This window comes from Kitasatospora sp. NA04385 (assembly GCF_013364235.1).
Taxonomy (GTDB): Bacteria; Actinomycetota; Actinomycetes; order Streptomycetales; family Streptomycetaceae; genus Kitasatospora.
In genome coordinates, this window is sequence record NZ_CP054919.1 from 790,895 (window position 1) to 807,845 (window position 16,951).

At 73.9% G+C, this 16,951-nt stretch carries 16 protein-coding genes and 1 pseudogene; 12 read left to right on the forward strand and 5 right to left on the reverse strand.

The features are described from left to right. Positions 1 to 72: 72 nt before the first annotated feature. From HUT16_RS03420 to HUT16_RS03450, 7 genes are all read left to right on the forward strand, one after another. A complete protein-coding gene (locus tag HUT16_RS03420) occupies positions 73 to 1,524 on the forward strand; it encodes a pyridoxal-dependent decarboxylase (RefSeq protein ID WP_176185337.1) in 1,452 nt (483 codons plus the stop codon). Between the two features lie 106 nt (positions 1,525 to 1,630). Beyond that, on the forward strand, positions 1,631 to 2,995 hold the full coding sequence (locus HUT16_RS03425) for a GNAT family N-acetyltransferase (RefSeq protein ID WP_176185339.1): 1,365 nt from the start codon (positions 1,631 to 1,633) through the stop codon (positions 2,993 to 2,995). A 324-nt stretch (positions 2,996 to 3,319) separates the two neighbouring features. After that, positions 3,320 to 4,576: a MurT ligase domain-containing protein gene (locus tag HUT16_RS03430; protein ID WP_176185341.1), complete on the forward strand. Its 1,257-nt coding sequence runs from the start codon at positions 3,320 to 3,322 to the stop codon at positions 4,574 to 4,576. A 266-nt stretch (positions 4,577 to 4,842) separates the two neighbouring features. Next, positions 4,843 to 5,568, forward strand: coding sequence for a type 1 glutamine amidotransferase (locus tag HUT16_RS03435; RefSeq protein ID WP_176192460.1), 726 nt, complete (start codon positions 4,843 to 4,845; stop codon positions 5,566 to 5,568). Between the two features lie 314 nt (positions 5,569 to 5,882). Next, positions 5,883 to 6,908, forward strand: a complete 1,026-nt coding sequence (locus tag HUT16_RS03440; RefSeq protein WP_176185343.1) for a 6-phosphofructokinase — start codon at positions 5,883 to 5,885, stop codon at positions 6,906 to 6,908. A gap of 64 nt (positions 6,909 to 6,972) precedes the next feature. Continuing rightward, positions 6,973 to 7,968 carry a 2-hydroxyacid dehydrogenase gene (locus HUT16_RS03445; RefSeq protein WP_176185345.1) on the forward strand — a complete coding sequence of 332 codons (996 nt, stop codon included), beginning with the start codon at positions 6,973 to 6,975 and terminating at the stop codon, positions 7,966 to 7,968. A gap of 256 nt (positions 7,969 to 8,224) precedes the next feature. After that, the gene (locus tag HUT16_RS03450) at positions 8,225 to 9,181 is read left to right on the forward strand and encodes a cytochrome c oxidase assembly protein (protein ID WP_176185347.1); all 957 of its coding nucleotides are present in this window, start codon (positions 8,225 to 8,227) and stop codon (positions 9,179 to 9,181) included. A gap of 205 nt (positions 9,182 to 9,386) precedes the next feature. Here HUT16_RS03450 and HUT16_RS03455 read toward each other — a convergent pair whose 3' ends face one another. Next, positions 9,387 to 10,832 (reverse strand): DUF2254 domain-containing protein, encoded by a 1,446-nt coding sequence (locus HUT16_RS03455; RefSeq protein WP_176185349.1) that lies wholly within the window; start codon positions 10,830 to 10,832, stop codon positions 9,387 to 9,389. A 148-nt stretch (positions 10,833 to 10,980) separates the two neighbouring features. Here HUT16_RS03455 and HUT16_RS03460 point away from each other — a divergent pair, with 148 nt between their 5' ends. Beyond that, positions 10,981 to 11,277 carry a hypothetical protein gene (locus HUT16_RS03460; RefSeq protein ID WP_176185351.1) on the forward strand — a complete coding sequence of 99 codons (297 nt, stop codon included), beginning with the start codon at positions 10,981 to 10,983 and terminating at the stop codon, positions 11,275 to 11,277. 14 nt (positions 11,278 to 11,291) lie between these two features. Here the strand turns inward: HUT16_RS03460 and HUT16_RS03465 are convergent, their stop codons facing one another. Continuing rightward, positions 11,292 to 12,005 carry an SDR family NAD(P)-dependent oxidoreductase gene (locus tag HUT16_RS03465; RefSeq protein ID WP_176185353.1) on the reverse strand — a complete coding sequence of 238 codons (714 nt, stop codon included), beginning with the start codon at positions 12,003 to 12,005 and terminating at the stop codon, positions 11,292 to 11,294. A gap of 71 nt (positions 12,006 to 12,076) precedes the next feature. Between HUT16_RS03465 and HUT16_RS03470 the strand changes: the two genes are divergently transcribed. Both HUT16_RS03470 and HUT16_RS03475 read left to right on the forward strand, forming a co-directional pair. Next, complete coding sequence (locus HUT16_RS03470; protein ID WP_176185355.1) at positions 12,077 to 12,664, forward strand: MarR family winged helix-turn-helix transcriptional regulator; 588 nt, start codon at positions 12,077 to 12,079, stop codon at positions 12,662 to 12,664. 87 nt (positions 12,665 to 12,751) lie between these two features. Then, entirely contained in the window at positions 12,752 to 13,873 is a 1,122-nt protein-coding gene (locus HUT16_RS03475) for an IS630 family transposase (RefSeq protein ID WP_176185357.1), read from the forward strand. Between the two features lie 9 nt (positions 13,874 to 13,882). Here HUT16_RS03475 and HUT16_RS03480 read toward each other — a convergent pair whose 3' ends face one another. Continuing rightward, complete coding sequence (locus tag HUT16_RS03480; protein ID WP_176185359.1) at positions 13,883 to 14,161, reverse strand: hypothetical protein; 279 nt, start codon at positions 14,159 to 14,161, stop codon at positions 13,883 to 13,885. Positions 14,162 to 14,387: 226 nt separating this feature from the next. Then, positions 14,388 to 14,882: a YbaK/EbsC family protein gene (locus HUT16_RS03485; RefSeq protein ID WP_254897615.1), complete on the reverse strand. Its 495-nt coding sequence runs from the start codon at positions 14,880 to 14,882 to the stop codon at positions 14,388 to 14,390. Positions 14,883 to 15,172: 290 nt separating this feature from the next. On the opposite strand from HUT16_RS03485, the gene HUT16_RS03490 reads away from it, so the two are divergent. Next, positions 15,173 to 15,760, forward strand: coding sequence for an XRE family transcriptional regulator (locus HUT16_RS03490; protein WP_254897616.1), 588 nt, complete (start codon positions 15,173 to 15,175; stop codon positions 15,758 to 15,760). 111 nt (positions 15,761 to 15,871) lie between these two features. Further along, positions 15,872 to 16,177 (forward strand): annotated as a pseudogene (locus HUT16_RS03495) (alpha/beta fold hydrolase); the annotation flags it as partial. Between the two features lie 95 nt (positions 16,178 to 16,272). Here HUT16_RS03495 and HUT16_RS03500 read toward each other — a convergent pair. Further along, positions 16,273 to 16,914 carry a class I SAM-dependent methyltransferase gene (locus tag HUT16_RS03500; RefSeq protein WP_176192463.1) on the reverse strand — a complete coding sequence of 214 codons (642 nt, stop codon included), beginning with the start codon at positions 16,912 to 16,914 and terminating at the stop codon, positions 16,273 to 16,275. Positions 16,915 to 16,951 lie beyond the last annotated feature (37 nt).

The following is a 16,951-nucleotide window of genomic DNA, read 5'->3' on the forward strand; positions in this document are numbered from 1 at the left end:
TGCCGGGCGGGGCATCGGGTGCGGAGCGCCCCGCCGGACCCGCGGCAGGTCACGGGGGCGTCCGCGCATACCATGCCGGGTGTGAACGACGAAGACTTCCGCGGGGCCGCCCGGGCGACCGCAGACCTGGTGGCCGACTACCTCGACGCCCTGCCCGACCGGCCGGTGTGGCAGCCGATGGACCCGGCCGAGCGGGCCGCGCTGCTCGACCTCCCGCTGCCCGAGGACGGCGCCCCGCTGGCGGCGCTGCTGGAGACCGTCGAGCGGCGGATCATGCCGCACCCGATGGGCAACGGAAACCCGCGCTTCTTCGGCTGGGTCAACTCCGCCCCGCAGCCGGCCGGGGTGCTCGCCACCCTGGCCGCGAGCGCGATGAACCCCAGCTCGGCCGGCGGCGACCACGCCGACGTCCACCTGGAGCGCGCCGTGGTCCGCTGGATCGCCGAGCTGGTCGGCTTCCCGCACCCGCCCGGCGGCGGCATCCTCACCTCCGGCACCTCGATGGCCACCATCGTCTGCCTGGCCGCCGCCCGGAACCGGGCCGCCCGCAAGGCCGGCCGGGACGTCCGGGAGGACGGCCTGGCCGGGATGCCCCCGCTGGTCGGCTACGTCACCGGCGAGGCGCACAGCTGCGTGCGCAAGGCCGCCGAGCTGCTCGGCCTCGGCTCCAAGCACCTGCGCACCGTCGCCTCCGACGCCGACGGCCACCTCGTCCTGGACGCCCTGGCCGCCGCGATCGCCGAGGACCGGGCGGCCGGGCGGCTGCCCTTCCTGGTGGTCGCCTCCGCGGGCACCGTCGGCACCGGCGCCGTCGACCCGTTCGAGGCGATCGCCGACCTGGCCGAGCGCGAGGGCCTGTGGTTCCACGTCGACGGCGCGTACGGCGCCTTCGGCGTCCTCGACGAGACGATCGCGCACCGCTACGCGGGCATGGAGCGGGCCGACTCGCTCGCCCTCGACCCGCACAAGTGGCTGGGCGTGCCGGTCGACTGCGGCTGCGCGCTGGTGCGCGACGCCGAGGAGCTGCGCGGCACCTTCAGCCTCGTCCCCTCCTACCTGCGCGACGACGCGGCCGGCGACCTGGGCTGGTTCTCCGAGTACGGCACCGAGCAGACCCGCCCGTTCCGCTCGCTGAAGGTCTGGGCGTCCATCGCCCACCGCGGCCGCTCCGGCGTCGCCCGGGACGTCGCGCACTGCACCGCGCAGGCCCGGCAGCTGGGCGAGTGGATCGAGCAGGACCCGGAGCTGGAGCTCGTCGCCCCCGTCGAGACCTCCATCGTCGCCTTCCGGCACCGCCCGGCCGGTCTGGACGAGGCCGGGCTCCAGCAGCTCAACTCCCTGCTCCCGGTGGCCGTCCAGCGCCGCGGCGAGGTGTTCGTCACCGGCGCCGTCTACCGGGGCCGGGAGGTGCTCCGGGCCTGCCTGCTGAACGCCGCCACCACCGAGGCGGACCTGCGGCTGCTGCTGGACGAGGTGAAGTCCGCCGGAGCGGAACTCCTGGACCGGTGCCGTACGTCCAACTGATCGCGGGTGCGGATCAGCGCCGATCCGACGGGGGCCCGCGGAGACATTTACCGTCAGGTCACGGGGGATTCGTGATCGTGAAACAGCGGAGCGCCACCATGCAGGCATGGACAACATGGCGTACACCCACAGCGGAGTCGGCGACGAGCGGCAGGAGCGGCGGCGGAGCCGGGGGCACCGCTGGCGCAAGGAGACGGTCGAGCTCGCGGCGGTCTTCGCCGCCGTCGCGGCGGCCGACCTGGTCGCCAACGTCGTCGTGCACGGCCACGACGGGCCGGTGCTGCTGGTCGCGTCCGCCGCGGCCATGCTCGCCACCGCGCTGTTCCGCGGCTGGCTCGCCCACCGGCACCCGCACGGGCCGCCCGGCCCGGCCGCACCGCCGGGCGGCCCGGCGGTGACCCCCGCCGAGGAGCCGACCGTCCTGTGGCGGCTGCGCACCAGCGTCTCGGACGCCCCCGGCAGCCTGGCCCGGGTGTGCACGGCGCTGGCCGAGCTGCGGGTCAACATCGTCTCCATGCAGGCCCACCCGCTGCCCGACTGCACCGTCGACGAGTTCATCGTCCGCGCCCCCGAGGCGCTGCCCCGCACCGACCTCGCCGCGGCCGTCGCCGCCGGCGGCGGCTGGGACATCTGGACCGACCGCGCCGACGCCCACGAACTCGTGGACGTGCCGCGCCAGGTCCTCGCCCTGGCCACCCGCACCGCCCTCGACGCCGCCGAACTCCCGGTCGCCCTGCGCCAGTTGTTCGGCCGCGCCACCATCCGGCAGTACCCCGGCCGCGGTGACGGCACCCCGGCCGGCCTGGAAGGACACCTGATGCGACTGCCCCTACCGGGCGGCGACCTGCTCGAACTCTCCCGGCCCCACCTCCCGTTCACGCCCACCGAGTTCGCCCGGGCCCGCGCCCTGGTCGAGCTCGACACCGTCCTCGGCCCGCGCGTCCCGGCCGTCGCCGCCCGGATCAGCCACCTGGACGACGAGCTCACCGTCCGCCGCGCCACCCCCGACGACAAGCCCGCCGCCCTGGCCATGCACGCCCGCTGCTCCGCGGAGTCGCTGCGCCGCCGCTACCACGGCCCGGTCCGGGACGCCGACCGCTACCTCGACCACCTGCTCGACCCCCGCCACGGCCAGACCCTCGCCGTCGAGACCTCCGACGGCCGGCTGGTCGCCCTCGCCCACCTGATGTGGGACGACGAGGGTGCGGAGATCGCCCTGCTGGTCGAGGACGCCTGGCAGCGCCGCGGCCTGGGCGTCGACCTGGTCCGCCGGATGGCCGCCCTCGCCCTGGAGGCCGGCGTGCGCACCGTCTACGCGGTCACCACCTCCGCCAACACCGGCCTGATCTCCACCATGCGCCGGCTGTCCGCCCCCCTCGACTACCAGGTCGAGGACGGCACCCTGGTGATCACCGCCCACCTCGCGGAGGCCACCGAGAAGCTCCCCACCCCCTGGCCGACCTCTCACTGAGACAGGGCCCCGCCGGGGGCTCGGGGAACGGCGAGTCCGTGCTGCTGACGGTCGGAGCCCATCGGTGTGTCCGTGCTGCTGCGCGCCCGTGACAGAACCTGAAGCAGCTGCGCCGGGCGGCAGTGCACCGTCAGCGGACCCGGCCCCGCCGTTCCCCGCGCCCCCGGTGGTGTCCCCCTCCTCTGCCGAAGGGCTGAGCTCGCGCAGCAGGTTGTCGCCCCTGCTCAAGTGTGCGGGCGGGAGTCGGTAGGCTGAGCCTGTCCCCGCCGCCCGTGGGCCGTCGAACGGCCCGGGCGGTGCCGCAGCAAGGAGGAACCCCTGAGCATGCCAGGCACCGATTCGGAAGCCCCGCGCGACGCCTCGCTGCCCGCCCGCGCGAAGATCGCCGTGACGGCGGGCAAGATGGCCGCCGCGCTGTCCCAGAAGGCGGGCCGAGGCAGCGGCTCGGTGATCGGCGGCAAGGTCGCGCTCAAGCTCGACCCGGACCTGCTGGCGACCCTCACCGAGCACCTGGACGTGGTCCTGGTCAGCGCCACCAACGGCAAGACCACCACCACCCGGCTGATCGCCGAGGCGCTGCGGGCGGCCGGCCCGGTGGTCTCCAACGCGCTGGGCGCGAACATGCCGGCCGGCATCACCGGCGCGCTGGCCAACAGCACCAGCGCCCGCTTCGGCGTGATCGAGGTGGACGAGAAGTACCTGCCGATGGTCGCCCGGGACACCCGGCCGAAGGCCATAGCGCTGCTGAACCTCTCCCGCGACCAGCTGGACCGCGCGGCGGAGACCCGGATGATGGCCGAGAAGTGGCGCGAGGGTCTCAAGGACACCGACGCGGTGATCATCGCGAACGCGGACGACCCGCTGGTGACCTGGGCCGCCTCGTCCTGCAAGAAGGTGGTCTGGGTGGCCGCCGGGCAGGCGTGGAAGGAGGACGCCTGGTCGTGCCCGTCCTGCGGCGGCGTGATGCAGCGTCCGGGCGACGACTGGTTCTGCGGCGAGTGCGGCTTCCGCCGGCCGAACCCGCACTGGGCGCTCCAGGGCACGCACGTGATCGACCCGCACCGCGGTGCCTGGCCGATCCAGCTCCAGCTGCCGGGCCGCGCCAACCTGGCGAACGCCACTAGTTCGGCCGCCGTCGCGGCGGTCTTCGGGGTGGCCCCGCAGGTCGCGCTGCAGCGGATGCAGTCGGTGGCCGCGGTCGCGGGCCGCTACGACGTGGTGCAGTACCGCGGCCGGGACATCCGGCTGCTGCTGGCGAAGAACCCGGCCGGCTGGCTGGAGACCTTCTCGCTGATCGACGGGCCGCCCGCGCCGGTGGTCCTCTCGGTGAACGCGATGGACGCCGACGGCACCGACACCTCCTGGCTGTGGGACGTCGACTACGAGCGCCTGTCCGGGCACCCGATCTTCGTGATGGGCCAGCGCAAGCTGGACCTCGCGGTCCGCCTGGAGGTCGCCAACCTGCAGTTCCAGGTGGTCGACTCGCTGGCCCAGGCGGTGGACGCCGCCCCGGCCGGCCGGATCGAGGCCATCGCCAACTACACCGCCTTCCAGCAGCTGCGCAAGGCCGTGGTGGCCTGATGAGCGACCAGTACTACGACGGGCAGCAGTACGGCGACCCGCAGCAGCAGTACGGCCGACAGCCGTACGGGCAGCCCCAGTACGGCGACCCGCAGCAGCCGTACGAGCAGCAGCACCAGCAGTACGAGCCGTACGAGCAGCAGCAGCCCCGGCAGCACCAGCAGTACGAGCAGCAGCAGGCGTACGGCGACCCGCAGCACCAGCAGTACGGCGGGGACGCTCCGCAGCGGCCCGCGCCCCAGCAGCAGTTCGGGAGGTCTTCGAGGATGAGCGAGAGCAGCCTGCGGGTGGTCTGGGTGTACCCGGACCTGCTGTCGACGTACGGCGACCGCGGCAACGCGCTGGTGGTGGAGCGGCGGGCGCGGCAGCGCGGCCTCGGGGTGCAGCGGATCGACGTGCGCTCCGACCAGTCGGTGCCGACCAGTGGCGACATCTACCTGATCGGCGGCGGTGAGGACCGTCCGCAGCGGCTGGCGGCGGAGCGGCTGCGCAACGACGGCGGGCTGGTCCGGGCGGCCGAGAACGGCGCGATCATCTTCTCGGTCTGCGCGGGCTTCCAGATCCTGGGCCACGAGTTCATCAACGACCTGGGCGAGCGCGAGCCGGGCCTGGGGCTGCTGGACGTGTGGACCGTCCGCGGCGAGGGTTCGCGCTGCGTCGGCGACGTGCTGGCGGACGTGAGCCCGCAGCTGAACCTGCCGCAGCTGACCGGTTTCGAGAACCACCAGGGCGTCACCCACCTCGGCGAGGGCGTCAGCCCGTTCGCCACCGTGCAGGTCGGCCGGGGCAACGGCACCGGCGACGGCACCGAGGGCGCCTGGCGCGACACGGTGTTCGGCACCTACCTGCACGGCCCGGTGATGGCCCGCAACCCCGCCGTCGCCGACCTGCTGATCAAGCTGGCGCTGGACGTGAACGCGCTGCCGCCGGCCGACACCACGTGGTACGACGCGCTGCGCGAGGAGCGGATCGCCGCGGCCCGTCCCGCGTAGCCGCCGCAGCGGCCCCGCCGCGCGTTCACCCGCGCGTAAGCCGAGGTCACGGTGGTGGACGGCTGACCGCCATGTGGTCAGCCGTCCCGCCGCCGGACGACTTCGTAGGAGAATATGGAGAGCCCGGACGCAACACCCTCCTCGGCGGTCGGGTCGCAGTTACGCGTGGTGCGTCGAGGAAGCCGCCCCCGCGTCGGTTTCGGCTCGGCCGGACGCAGGAACCGTATGCTGTGCAGCAGGTCAGTTTCGGGCGGTATGCCCGATTCCCACCCACCAGTCCGGCCGTCCGATCCTGCTCGGGAGTTGGCAAAGCAATGCGTATTGGTGTCCTGACCAGCGGCGGTGACTGTCCCGGCCTGAACGCCGTCATCCGTTCCGTGGTCCACCGGGGGGTGGTCGACCACGGCGACGAGATCATCGGCTTCGAGGACGGCTGGCGCGGTCTTCTGGAGGGCGTGCACCGTCCGCTGACGCTCGACTCGGTGAGCGGCATCCTCGCCCAGGGCGGCACGATCCTGGGCTCGTCCCGGGTGCAGCCCAGCCACCTGCGCGACGGCGTCGAGCGCGCCAAGCAGTACTGTGCGGACCTGGGCATCGACGCGGTCATCCCGATCGGCGGCGAGGGCACCCTGAAGGCCGCGAAGCTGATGAGCGACGCGGGCCTGCCGGTGGTCGGCGTGCCGAAGACCATCGACAACGACATCGCCTGCACCGACGTCACCTTCGGCTTCGACACCGCCGTCTCGGTGGCCACCGAGGCGCTGGACCGGCTGAAGACCACCGCCGAGTCGCACCAGCGCGTCATGGTGGTCGAGGTGATGGGCCGGCACACCGGCTGGATCGCGCTGAACGCGGGCATGGCGGCCGGTGCGCACGCCATCGTGGTGCCGGAGCGCCCGTTCCACATCGACAAGCTGACCGAGGTCGTGCGCGAACGCTTCGACCGGCAGAAGAAGTTCGCGATCGTGGTCTGCGCCGAGGGCGCGAAGCCCGAGCCCGGCACCATGCCGTGGGAGGAGGGCACCAAGGACATGTACGGCCACGAGCGGTTCACCGGCATCGCCACCCAGCTCTCCCGCGAGCTGGAGCACCGCCTCGGCAAGGAGGCCCGCCCGGTCATCCTCGGCCACACCCAGCGCGGCGGCACCCCGACCGCGTACGACCGCGTCCTGGCGACCCGCTTCGGCTGGCACGCGGTGGAGGCCGCCCACAAGGGCGCGTTCGGCCACATCACGGCGCTCCAGGGCACCGAGATCAAGCTGGTGCCGCTGGGCGAGGCCGTCGCCGAGCTGAAGACCGTTCCGGCGGAGCGCTACAAGGAGGCCGAGACCGTCATCTGACGGCCCGGCACCCCGGGGGCGCGTCGCGGTCCGCCGCCCGCGCCCCCGGCGATAGCCTCACCGCATGGAGATCCTCGCCTACGGCGTCCAAGCAGACGAACAGCCGCTCCTGGAGGAGGCCTTCGCGGGCCGCCACTCCCTGCGCACCCTGGCCGTGTTCCTCAACCGCGACACCGCCCCGCTCGCCGCCGGCTACCCGGCCGTCAGCACCAGCGTCAACGACGAGCTCGACGCCGGAACGCTCGCCGTCCTCGCCGCGGGCGGCACCGAGGTGATCGCCCAGCGCTCCACCGGCTTCAACAACATCGACCTCGACGCCGCCGCCGGGCTCGGCCTCACCATCGCGCGGGTCTCCTACTACAGCCCCTACGCGGTCGCCGAACACGCCTGGACCCTCGCCCTGGCGGTCAACCGCCGGCTCACCCGGGCCGCCGGCCGCTCCCGCGAGTTCGACTTCCGCCTCGACGGCCTGCTCGGCCGCGACATCCACGGCATGACCGTCGGCGTCATCGGCACCGGCAAGATCGGCGAGTGCTTCGCCCGGATCGCCGCCGGGTTCGGCACCCACCTCCTCGGCTGGGACATCGCGGAGAACCCCGCCTGCCGGGAGCTCGGCATGACCTACACCGAGCTCCCCGAGCTGCTCTCCCGGTCCGACCTGATCAGCCTGCACGTCCCGCTGCTGCCGTCCACCCACCACCTGATCGACACCGCCGCGCTCGCCCGGATGAAGGACGACGCGATCCTGGTCAACTCCAGCCGCGGCGGCCTCGTCGACAGCGCGGCCCTGGTCGAGGCGCTGCGCGCCGGGCGCCTCTCCGGCGTCGGCCTCGACGTCTACGAGGAGGAGACCGGCGTCTTCTTCACCGACCAGTCCATCCAGGGCATCACCGACGACACCCTGGCCCGGCTGGTCACCTTCCCCCAGGTCCTCGTCACCAGCCACCAGGCGTACTACACCCGCACCGCCGTGGGCCAGATCATCGACACCACCGTCCGCAACATCGACGACTACGCGGCGGGCCGCACCAACGAGAACACCCTGGTGCCGAAGGGCTGACCCGCCGGACCCGCCCGGAGCCCCTCGGCAGGCGGGAGCCCCGACGGGCGGGGGCGCCCGGGATGCTGCGGGCGGGGCCGGGGGGCTGCGGGCGGGGGCGCCCGGGGGGCGGGGGTAAGCGGCGCTTAGGCTGGGGCCCGAACGAAACCGGACCAAACCGGACCGGGCCACACCGGGCCGGACCTGGCCGCCGCTCGCGCGGCCCGGTCGGCATGGACGAAAGCGGGGCCGCCCGATGGGCGACGGCATGACGGGGATGCACCACCACGGAGGCGGACCGCTCCCCCCCTTCTCCTTCTCCCGCGCCCTGGAGTGGTCGCCCGACTGGCCCTACCTGGTGTTCTGCGCGCTCGCCCTCGGCCTGTACCTGGCGGGGGCCGTCCGGCTGTGGCGGCGCGGCGACAGGTGGCCGGTCGGCCGGGTGATCGCCTGGACGGCCGGCGTCGGCACGGTGCTGCTGGTCACCAACACCGGCCTGAACGACTACGGCATGGTGCTGTTCAGCGCCCACATGATGCAGCACATGGTGCTGTCCATGCTCTCCCCGATCCTGCTGCTGCTGGGCGGCCCGATCACCCTCGCGCTGCGCGCCCTGCGCCCGGCCCGCAAGGGCAGCGGCCGGGGCCCGCGCGAACTGCTGGTCGCCCTGCTGCACTCCACCTACGTGCGGATCGTCTCGCACCCGGCGTTCACCATCCCGGCGTTCATCGCCAGCCTGTACGTGCTGTACTTCACGCCGCTGTTCGACTTCCTGATGCAGTACCGGATCGGGCACCTGGCGATGATGCTGCACTTCCTCGCCGTCGGCATGCTGTTCTTCTGGCCGATCATGGGCGTCGACCCGGGCCCGCACCGGCCCGGCTTCGTGATGCGGATCATCGAGCTGTTCATGGGCATGCCGTTCCACGCGTTCTTCGGCGTCGCGGTGATGATGGCCTCCGGGCAGCTGGTGTCCACCTTCTCCGCCGCGACGGCGCCCGCCGGGACGAACCTGCACGACGACCAGCAGCTGGCCGGCGGCATCACCTGGGCGTTCGGCGAGATCCCCACCGCGATCGTGCTGATCGCGCTCACCCTGCAGTGGGCGAAGTCCGAGGAGCGGCAGGCCCGCCGCCGCGACCGGGCCGCGGACCGGGACGGCGACGCCGAGTTGGAGGCGTACAACCGGTACCTGGCCTCGCTGGACAAGTCCGCCAACCGCGCCGCCGGGTAGTCCCCGCCCCGCACGGCACCGCGAACCGCCCGGAACGGCTTCCCGTTCCGGGCGGTTCGCGCATCGGAGCCCGGCCCGGGAACGGTCGGTCCGGGGCCGGTCGGTCCGGGGCCGGTCGGTCCGGGGCCGGTCGGCCCGGGAACGGTCGGTCCGGGGCCGGTCGGTCCGGGGCCGGTCGGCCCGGGAACGGTCGGTCCGGGAACGGTCAGCCGATGCCCTGGCGGTCGGGGGTGAGGGCGAAGAGGCGGTTGTCCTCGTCGTGGACGGCGGCGGCGACGGCGCGCTCCAGCAGCCGGCGCTGGAGCAGCAGCGGGGGGCGGCGCGCTTCGGGGGTGATCCGCAGCAGGTCGTCGAGGGCGGCGGCGAGGCGGCGGGTGACCTGGGGCTGGGTGGCGGCGCAGATCCGGATCTCGGTGAACGCCAGGTCCACGGTGGCCGCCCAGCCCGGTACCGGCTGGACCAGCCGGACCGCGCCGTCCTTGTCCCGGTGACGCAGTTCGCCGAGGTGGACGGGGGCGAGGACGGCGAGCAGCTGGTGGATCCGGTCGACGGCCTGCACGGCGGTGGTGGGGTCGTTGACGGCCGGGGAGAGGGCGCGGACGGCGATGTCGACGAGCTGGCGGAAGCCGAAGCAGAGGTCCTGGTGCATGGTGCGGTCGACGCCGACGTTCAGCGCGGTGGTGATCCGGCGCGGCCGGGGCGGAGTGCCGCCGACCACGACCACGGTCGGGGTGCCGGGCGCGATGAAGTCGCCGATCCGGGGCACCTGGTGGAGCACGGTGCCGTGCCGCCGGGCGACCCGGATCAGCCAGCGGATGTTGACGTCGCGCAGGACGCCGCCGCGGCCCTCGTGCAGCAGCACCCGGCCCGGCGGGACGGCGCCGGGGGTCGGGCCGACCTCGGGGGCCAGCCAGCGGTAGTCCTGGAGCACCTGGAGGGACTCCCGGGTGACCCGGTCGATCACGTGCGGCACCCGCAGCAGGCGCATCGTGGCCTGCACGTACAGCACGAACAGGGCCAGGCTGAGCATCACCATGGCGAGCGCGACGATCGTGGAGACGATCGGGACGGAGACCGCGCGGGACGGGTCGGTGGTGTCGTCGTAGCCGAGTTGGACGAGCAGGGTGTAGACGAAGGTGGCCAGGCAGGTGGCGAAGGTGGCCTTGATCAGGCGGCTGCGCACGTACAGGCGCAGCACCCGGGGGCTGAACTGGCTGGCGGCCATCTGCAGCGAGACCAGCGAGATGGAGAACACCACGCCGATGAAGGTCAGCATCGCGGAGCTGACGGTGGAGACCACGCTCTTGGCGGCCGAGCTGAACGACAGCAGGGTGTCGGCGGTCTGCGCGGCGGAGGCCTCGGCGAAGATCTCCCGGTCCAGCAGGTCGGTCAGCCCGGCCAGCAGCACCGCTCCGACGCAGGTCAGCAGCGGGGCGAACCAGAACGCCTCGCGCAGGTGCTCGCGCAGCGGCGACAGGGCCCGGTAGCGCGGTCGGCGGCGCTTGCCGCCCTGCTGCGCGCCCGGTCGCGCTCCGTTCCACCGGGGGCCGCGCCGCCCGCCGCCCGGCTCCCCGTCCCGCCCGCCGTCCGGTTCCCCGTCCGGCCCGCCGGGCTGTCCACCGCCCTGGCCGCCGCCCTGACCGCTGCTCATCGGGCCAGGCTAGCGGCGGGCGGGGGCGGTGCCCGGGAGGGACGCGGAGGCGTCGGAGGGTCTTTCCCGGCGGATGCGGTGATCCGGAAAGGGGTAGGTCGCACGGGAGCGGACGGCGGTCGGCCGGCCGTGGCGGAGAGGAGCGGACGTGGACGCCGAAGTGCAGAAGGCCGTCACCGGACTGGACGAGGCGCGGGACAGGCTCCGCGAGGAGGTGACCGCCCCGTTGCGGGCCGCCCGGAGCCGGTTCCCGGAGGCGGACGAGCACCACCTGCTGGGGTCGCTGGCGGCCCTGGTGGAGTCGCTCCAGGAGCTGGCGGCCGTCGCCGTCGAGCGCCGGAGCACCCACAGCACCAGTTGGCCCGCGGAGTCGGCGCGCGTCCACCTCGACGACGCGGCGGCCCTGCTGCGCGAGGCCGAGCAGCGGGCCAAGCGGAACGCCTGACGCCGCCGGGCCGGTCAACGGGTGGTGTGCGCACCGCCGTTGACGTGCAGGGTCTGGCCGGTGAGGTGGCGGGCCCCGGGCGAGGCGAGGAAGTGCGCGGTGGCGGCGATGTCCTCGACGGTGCCGGGGCGGCCGTCGTGGGTCTCCTCGATCAGGGCGCGGCGGCGCTCCTCGGGGAGGGCCCCGCCGAAGAAGCCGGTGCCCTCGACGTAGCCCGCCGCGATGACGTTGCAGCTGACCCCGCGGGGCGCCAACTCGGCCGACAGCGCGGCGTTCCAGGCCGCGAGGGCGGCCTTGGCGGCCCCGTACGCGCCGCCGCGCCGCTCGGCGCCGATCGAGCCCAGGCTGATCACCGTGCCGCCCGGGGCCAGGGCGGGGCGCACGGCCTCGGTGGTGAGGACGGCGCCGAGCAGGTTCTGCGCGAGGCTGGCCTGCCAGGCGGCGAGCAGGTCGCCGAGCGGGGTGCCGGTGGCGGGCCCGGCGGGCAGGCCGCCGGCGGCGTTGACCAGCACGTCCAGCGTCCGGAAGCGGGCGGCCAGGGCGGCGGTGGCCACCGGGTCGGTCGCGTCGCAGACCACCCCGTGCGCGCCGAGCTCCCGCGCGACCCGCTCCACCGGCTCCGCCCGCCGCCCGGTCAGGTGCACCTCGGCCCCGTCGGCGGCGAACCGGGCGGCGACGGCGCGGCCGATGCCGCTGGTTCCTCCGGTGACGAGCACGGTACGGGTCACTGCGTCCTCCTGCGGCTGCGACTGCTACGTTTAGCACTAAACATAGCTCAGGAGCGGCAGGAGGCAAGCCCATGGCCGAGCCCACCGAGGGGGCCGGGAGCGGGGACGGGAGCGGGAGCGGGGGGCGGGTGTCGGACAGCCCGGCCAGCCCGGACAGCCGTTCGGCGGCGGCGATCGCGGCCGCGTGGCAGCGGGAGCGGCCGGGTACGCCCACCGACTCGATCGAGATCGTCACGCCGGTCTGGCAGCTCGCCAAGCTCTTCGCCGACGACCGCAACCGGGTGCTGCGCGCGGCCGGGATCGACGCGGCGACGCTCGACCTGCTGGCGGTGCTGCGCCGCGCCGGTGCGCCGTACGAGCTGACGACGCGGGAGCTGACCCGGCGGACGCTGGTCACCGCCGGGGCGATCTCGCAGCGGGTGGCCCGGGCGGAGCGGGAGGGCCTGGTGCGCCGCTCCCCCGACCCGGCCGGCGCGCGGGCGGTGCTGGTCACGCTGACGCCGGACGGGCACGCGCTGATCGAGCGCTCGGTGGACGCCGTGCTGGGCCGGGAGGCCGAACTCGTCACCGGGCTCTCCCCCACCGAGCGCACCGCGCTCGCCGGACTGCTCGACCGCCTGCTCGCCGACCTGCGCGGGCGGATCGGCCCCGCCGACTAGTGCTCTGACCGAGTAGGTTCGCCGGGTTGGCGCTGGCGGACCTTCGGCCGGTTGGATGTCGCGAGACGTTCAACTCGGAGGGGCGCGATGGCAGAGCCGGTCAGGGTCCGAAGGCTCACGGGCCACGAGGGCCAGCAGTTACAGAGGATCGTGCGCCGGGGCAGCACCAGCTCGGTGCGCTACCGGCGGGCGATGATGTTGCTGGCCTCGGCCGGCGGCAACCGGATCCCGGTGATCGCCCAGCTCGCGCAGGCCGACGAGGGCACGGTGCGGGGTGTCATCCACCGGTTCAACGAGATCGGCCCGGCCTGCCTGGACCCTCGGTGGGCGGGAGGCCGTCCCCGCCTGATCAGCACTGACGACGAGGACTTCGTCGTCCAGACAGTCACCACCCGCCCGGCCAAACTCGGCCAGCCCTTCACCCGCTGGTCCATCCGCAAACTGCTCGCCTACCTGCGACGCGTCCACGGCCGGGTGATACGCATCGGCCGCGAGGCCCTGCGCTGCCTGCTCGCCCGTCGCGGCGTCACCTTCCAGCGCACCAAGACCTGGAAGGAGTCCACCGACCCCGACTACGACGCCGAGCTCGACCGGATCGAGCACGTCCTGGAGCACTTCCCCGACCGCACATTCGCGTTCGACGAGTCCGGACCGCTCGGCATCCGCCCCACCACGGGCAACTGCTGGGCCGAACAGGGCAGGCCCGACCGGCTGCCGGCGACCTACAAACGAACTCACGGCGTGACCTACTTCCACGGCTGCTACTCCATCGGCGACGACACCCTGTGGGGCGTCAACCGGCGCCGCAAGGGCACCACGAACACCCTGGCCGCGCTCAAGTCGATCCGTGCTGCCCGCCCGGACGGCACCCCGCTCTACGTGATCCTGGACAACCTCTCCGCCCACAACGGAAAGAAGATCCTGCGCTGGGCGAAGAACAACAACGCCCACCTGTGCTTCACCCCGACGAACGCATCCTGGGCGAACCCGATCGAGGCGCACTTCGGCCCACTGCGGCAGTTCACCCTTGCCGGCTCCAACCACCCGAACCACCCGGTCCAGACTCGCGCCCTGCACGCATACCTGCGCTGGCGCAACGCCAACGCCCGCCACCCCGACGTCCTGACCGCCCAACGCCGCGAACGCGCCCGTATCCGCAGTGAGAAGGGACTCCGCCGGGGTGGACGGCCTGTCAATGAGGCTGCGTGATCTCGGGCCTCAATGATCAAGGCCCAGTGCATCCGGGATGCCCCGGATCCAGGCGGCCCGGCTCGGTTCTTCTGCGGCAACGCGCTCCAGCCCCTCGATGAACCGCTGGTGCTCGCCCGCGTCCATCCTGCCCAGCTCGTAGGCCATCTCTTCCAGAGTGCTCAGCGCCACATGAGAGTCATGCCCCCCTGTGACGAGGTCCTCCAAGGTCGCCATCGCCGCCAGAAGGGCCCTGACTACTTCGTCTCCCTGAGCCACAGCTTCGCCCTCTTCAACGCGAGTGATCACGAGGCGATGCTGCCACCCGCGCAGGCGTCCAGGCCACCATCAGTGCCATAGCTCCACGACCGCTCACCCCGCTCGATCCCACAACACCCAACACCGTGAACGTTGTCGGTCAGAGCACTAGGCCCTCCGGGCGGGGAGTTCGGGCCGGGAGTTGGGGCGGGAGTTGGGGCGGTGCGTGGGCGTGATGCGTGCAGCCGATCCGGCCGGGGGTGGGGGTGGGGCGGGGTCAGGGGCCGACCGGGAGGACGGTGCCGCCGGTGAGGCGGAGCAACTCCTCGGCGGTGGTGGGGAAGACCGTGTGCGGAGTCCCGGCGGCGGCCCAGACCCGGGGGTAGTCGGCGAGGGCCTGGTCGACGACGGTGGGCAGCGAGCGGGGGTGGCCGGTGGGAGCGACGCCGCCGATGACCTGGCCGGTGGCCTCCCGGACCTGCTCGGGGGTGGCCCGGCGCAGCGGACCGCGCCCCCAGCGGGCGGCGAGGGCGGCGGTGTCGACGCGGTGGCGCCCGCTGGTGAGGACGAGCACGGGCTCGCCGTCGGAGACGAACACCAGGCTGTTGGCGATGGCGCCGATCTCGCAACCGAGCGCGGCGGCGGCCTCGGCCGCGGTGCGGGTGGAGTCGGCGAGTTGGCGCACCTCGCCCGGAATCCCGGCGGCCGCCAGCGCGGCGGCGACCCGGGCGCTGCGGGCGTGGAGGGGGGTGGCGATGGTCACTGGGTCCACGGGGGCTCCTCGGAGTGCCTGGCGTTCCACATACAGAACGTTCCGTATGTGGAACGATAGACCCCATGAGAGCAGCGGATCAACCGACTTCGCCGGGTGCAGCGGCAGCGAGCACGGCGGCGACGGGTGCAGCGGTGGCGGGCACAGCGCCGACGGCGAGGGATGCGGCGGCAGCGAGCGCGGCAGTGAATGCAGCAATGGCGGATGCGGCGATGGCGAGCAAGGCAGTGACAGGTGCAGCGGCGGCGGGCACGGTGGCGACGAGCCCGGCGGCGACGGGTGCGGCGGCAGTGAGCGCGGCTTCGGTGGTGGTCTCGGCGAGTGCCGAGCTCTCGGCGCGGATCGGGCTGCGGCTGCGTGAGTTGCGTGCGGCGCGGGGGCTCTCGCTCTCGGAGCTGGCCCGGCGTTCGGGTGTCGGCAAGGCCACCCTGTCGGGGCTGGAGTCGGGTTCGCGCAATCCGACGTTGGAGACGCTGTACGCGTTGACCACCGCGCTGGGCCTGCCGCTGAGTGCCGCGTTGCAGGCGCCCGAGCAGGCCGTCCGGGAGGCCGCGACGGGGCGGGCGCTCGGCCCGGAGGTGTCCGGGCGGGTGCTGGACGCGGTGCTGCTGGAGCGGTTCGAGGACGCGGCGGCGGTGTCGGAGACCTACCGGATCCGGATCCGGCCGGGCGGGGTGCGGCGTTCGGCGGCGCACCCGCCGGGGACGGTGGAGCACCTGGTCGTCCTGTCGGGCACCGCGCTGGTCGGCACCGAGGAGTCACCCGTCGCGGTCGCCCCGGGCGGGCACCACACCTGGGCGGCGGACGTCCCGCACCGCTACGAGGCGCTGGAGCGGGACGTCGAGGCGGTGCTGGTGGTGCGCCACCCGCACGGGTGAGCGCGCCGCGGGTGGCGGTCCGTCAGTCGATCGGCACCCGCGACCGGATCACCCGCGCGTAGACGGTGTCGGAGGCCCGGTCGTACCAGGCGGCGCAGCTCTCGGCGTTCGATGTCGCGCGGTACTCGGGGTCTCCTCCCAGGCCGCGTCGGCGGGGCGGACGGGCTGGAACAGCGTCCGGACGGCTGGTGGCCGCGCTTCGACACCGAGGTGACGGTCGGCTCGCTGGCTCCGTCGGCCGCCCGCGACCACGGGGACGGCTGGGACGACTGGGCCGCGCCGACCTGCCCGACCCTGCTGGTGCTCGGCGGGAACGGCATCGTCCCGGCCGCCGGGACGGACCGGATGCCGGCGCTGCGCCCGGAGGTCCGCGCGGTCATCCTGCCGGGTGCCGGTCATGACGTGCACCTGGAGCGCCCGGCCGAACTGCACTGCCTGATCGCCGAGTTGCTGCACGACCTGGACGCCGGGACGCTCCGAGCGGGCGGGTTGCCCGAGGTGGGCGGCGGCTCTCACGCGGTGAGCGTCAGCGTCCCCTGCGGGAAGCGTTCGCCCGGGGCGGGGGCGCGCAGGGTGCGGGCGGTCTCGGTGAAACCGGCCGCGCGGAAGAGTGCGGCGAGGGTGTCGACCGGCCAGCGGTGGGCGGTGGTGACCTTGTGGTCGAAGGGGACCGGGCGGTCGGTGTCGCCCAGTTCGGGATCGGCGGCGAAGAAGCCGGTGTGGAGCTGTCCGCCCGGGGCCAGGACGCGGTGCAACTCGGCGAGTGCGGCGGGGAGTTCGGCAGGCGGGAAGTGGATCAGCGAGTAGCGGGCGAGGATCGCGCCGAGGCTGCCGTCGGCGAGCGGGAGCGCCGTCAACGAGCCCTGCACGAACGGCCGTTCGGGGTGGGCGAGGCGGGCCTGCGCGAGCATGCCGGCCGACAGGTCGAGGCCCAGGGCGCGGACGCCGAGCCCGGCGAGCAGTTCGGTCGCCTCCCCCGGCCCGCAGCCGAGGTCGCCCACCGGCAGCCCGCGCTCCGCCACCGCGGGCGTACCGGCCAGCCGCCGGATGGCCGCCAAGTCGTCCTCCCGGCCGCCGAGTTCACCGCGGAACAGGTTGGCGTACAGCTCGGCCACCCCGTCGTACGCCTGCCCGACCCCGCTGTTCGCCGCCATCCGCCGCGCCTCTCCCACCCGCTCGTTCCGTCCGCGC

Coding starts and splice junctions, on each gene's coding strand:
- HUT16_RS03420 (WP_176185337.1), top strand. CDS start 73: ATGCCGGGTGTGAACGACGAAGACTTCCGCGGGGCCGCCCGGGCGACC.
- HUT16_RS03425 (WP_176185339.1), top strand. CDS start 1,631: ATGGACAACATGGCGTACACCCACAGCGGAGTCGGCGACGAGCGGCAG.
- HUT16_RS03430 (WP_176185341.1), top strand. CDS start 3,320: ATGCCAGGCACCGATTCGGAAGCCCCGCGCGACGCCTCGCTGCCCGCC.
- HUT16_RS03435 (WP_176192460.1), top strand. CDS start 4,843: ATGAGCGAGAGCAGCCTGCGGGTGGTCTGGGTGTACCCGGACCTGCTG.
- HUT16_RS03440 (WP_176185343.1), top strand. CDS start 5,883: ATGCGTATTGGTGTCCTGACCAGCGGCGGTGACTGTCCCGGCCTGAAC.
- HUT16_RS03445 (WP_176185345.1), top strand. CDS start 6,973: ATGGAGATCCTCGCCTACGGCGTCCAAGCAGACGAACAGCCGCTCCTG.
- HUT16_RS03450 (WP_176185347.1), top strand. CDS start 8,225: ATGCACCACCACGGAGGCGGACCGCTCCCCCCCTTCTCCTTCTCCCGC.
- HUT16_RS03455 (WP_176185349.1), bottom strand. CDS start 10,832: ATGAGCAGCGGTCAGGGCGGCGGCCAGGGCGGTGGACAGCCCGGCGGG.
- HUT16_RS03470 (WP_176185355.1), top strand. CDS start 12,077: ATGGCCGAGCCCACCGAGGGGGCCGGGAGCGGGGACGGGAGCGGGAGC.
- HUT16_RS03475 (WP_176185357.1), top strand. CDS start 12,752: ATGGCAGAGCCGGTCAGGGTCCGAAGGCTCACGGGCCACGAGGGCCAG.
- HUT16_RS03500 (WP_176192463.1), bottom strand. CDS start 16,914: ATGGCGGCGAACAGCGGGGTCGGGCAGGCGTACGACGGGGTGGCCGAG.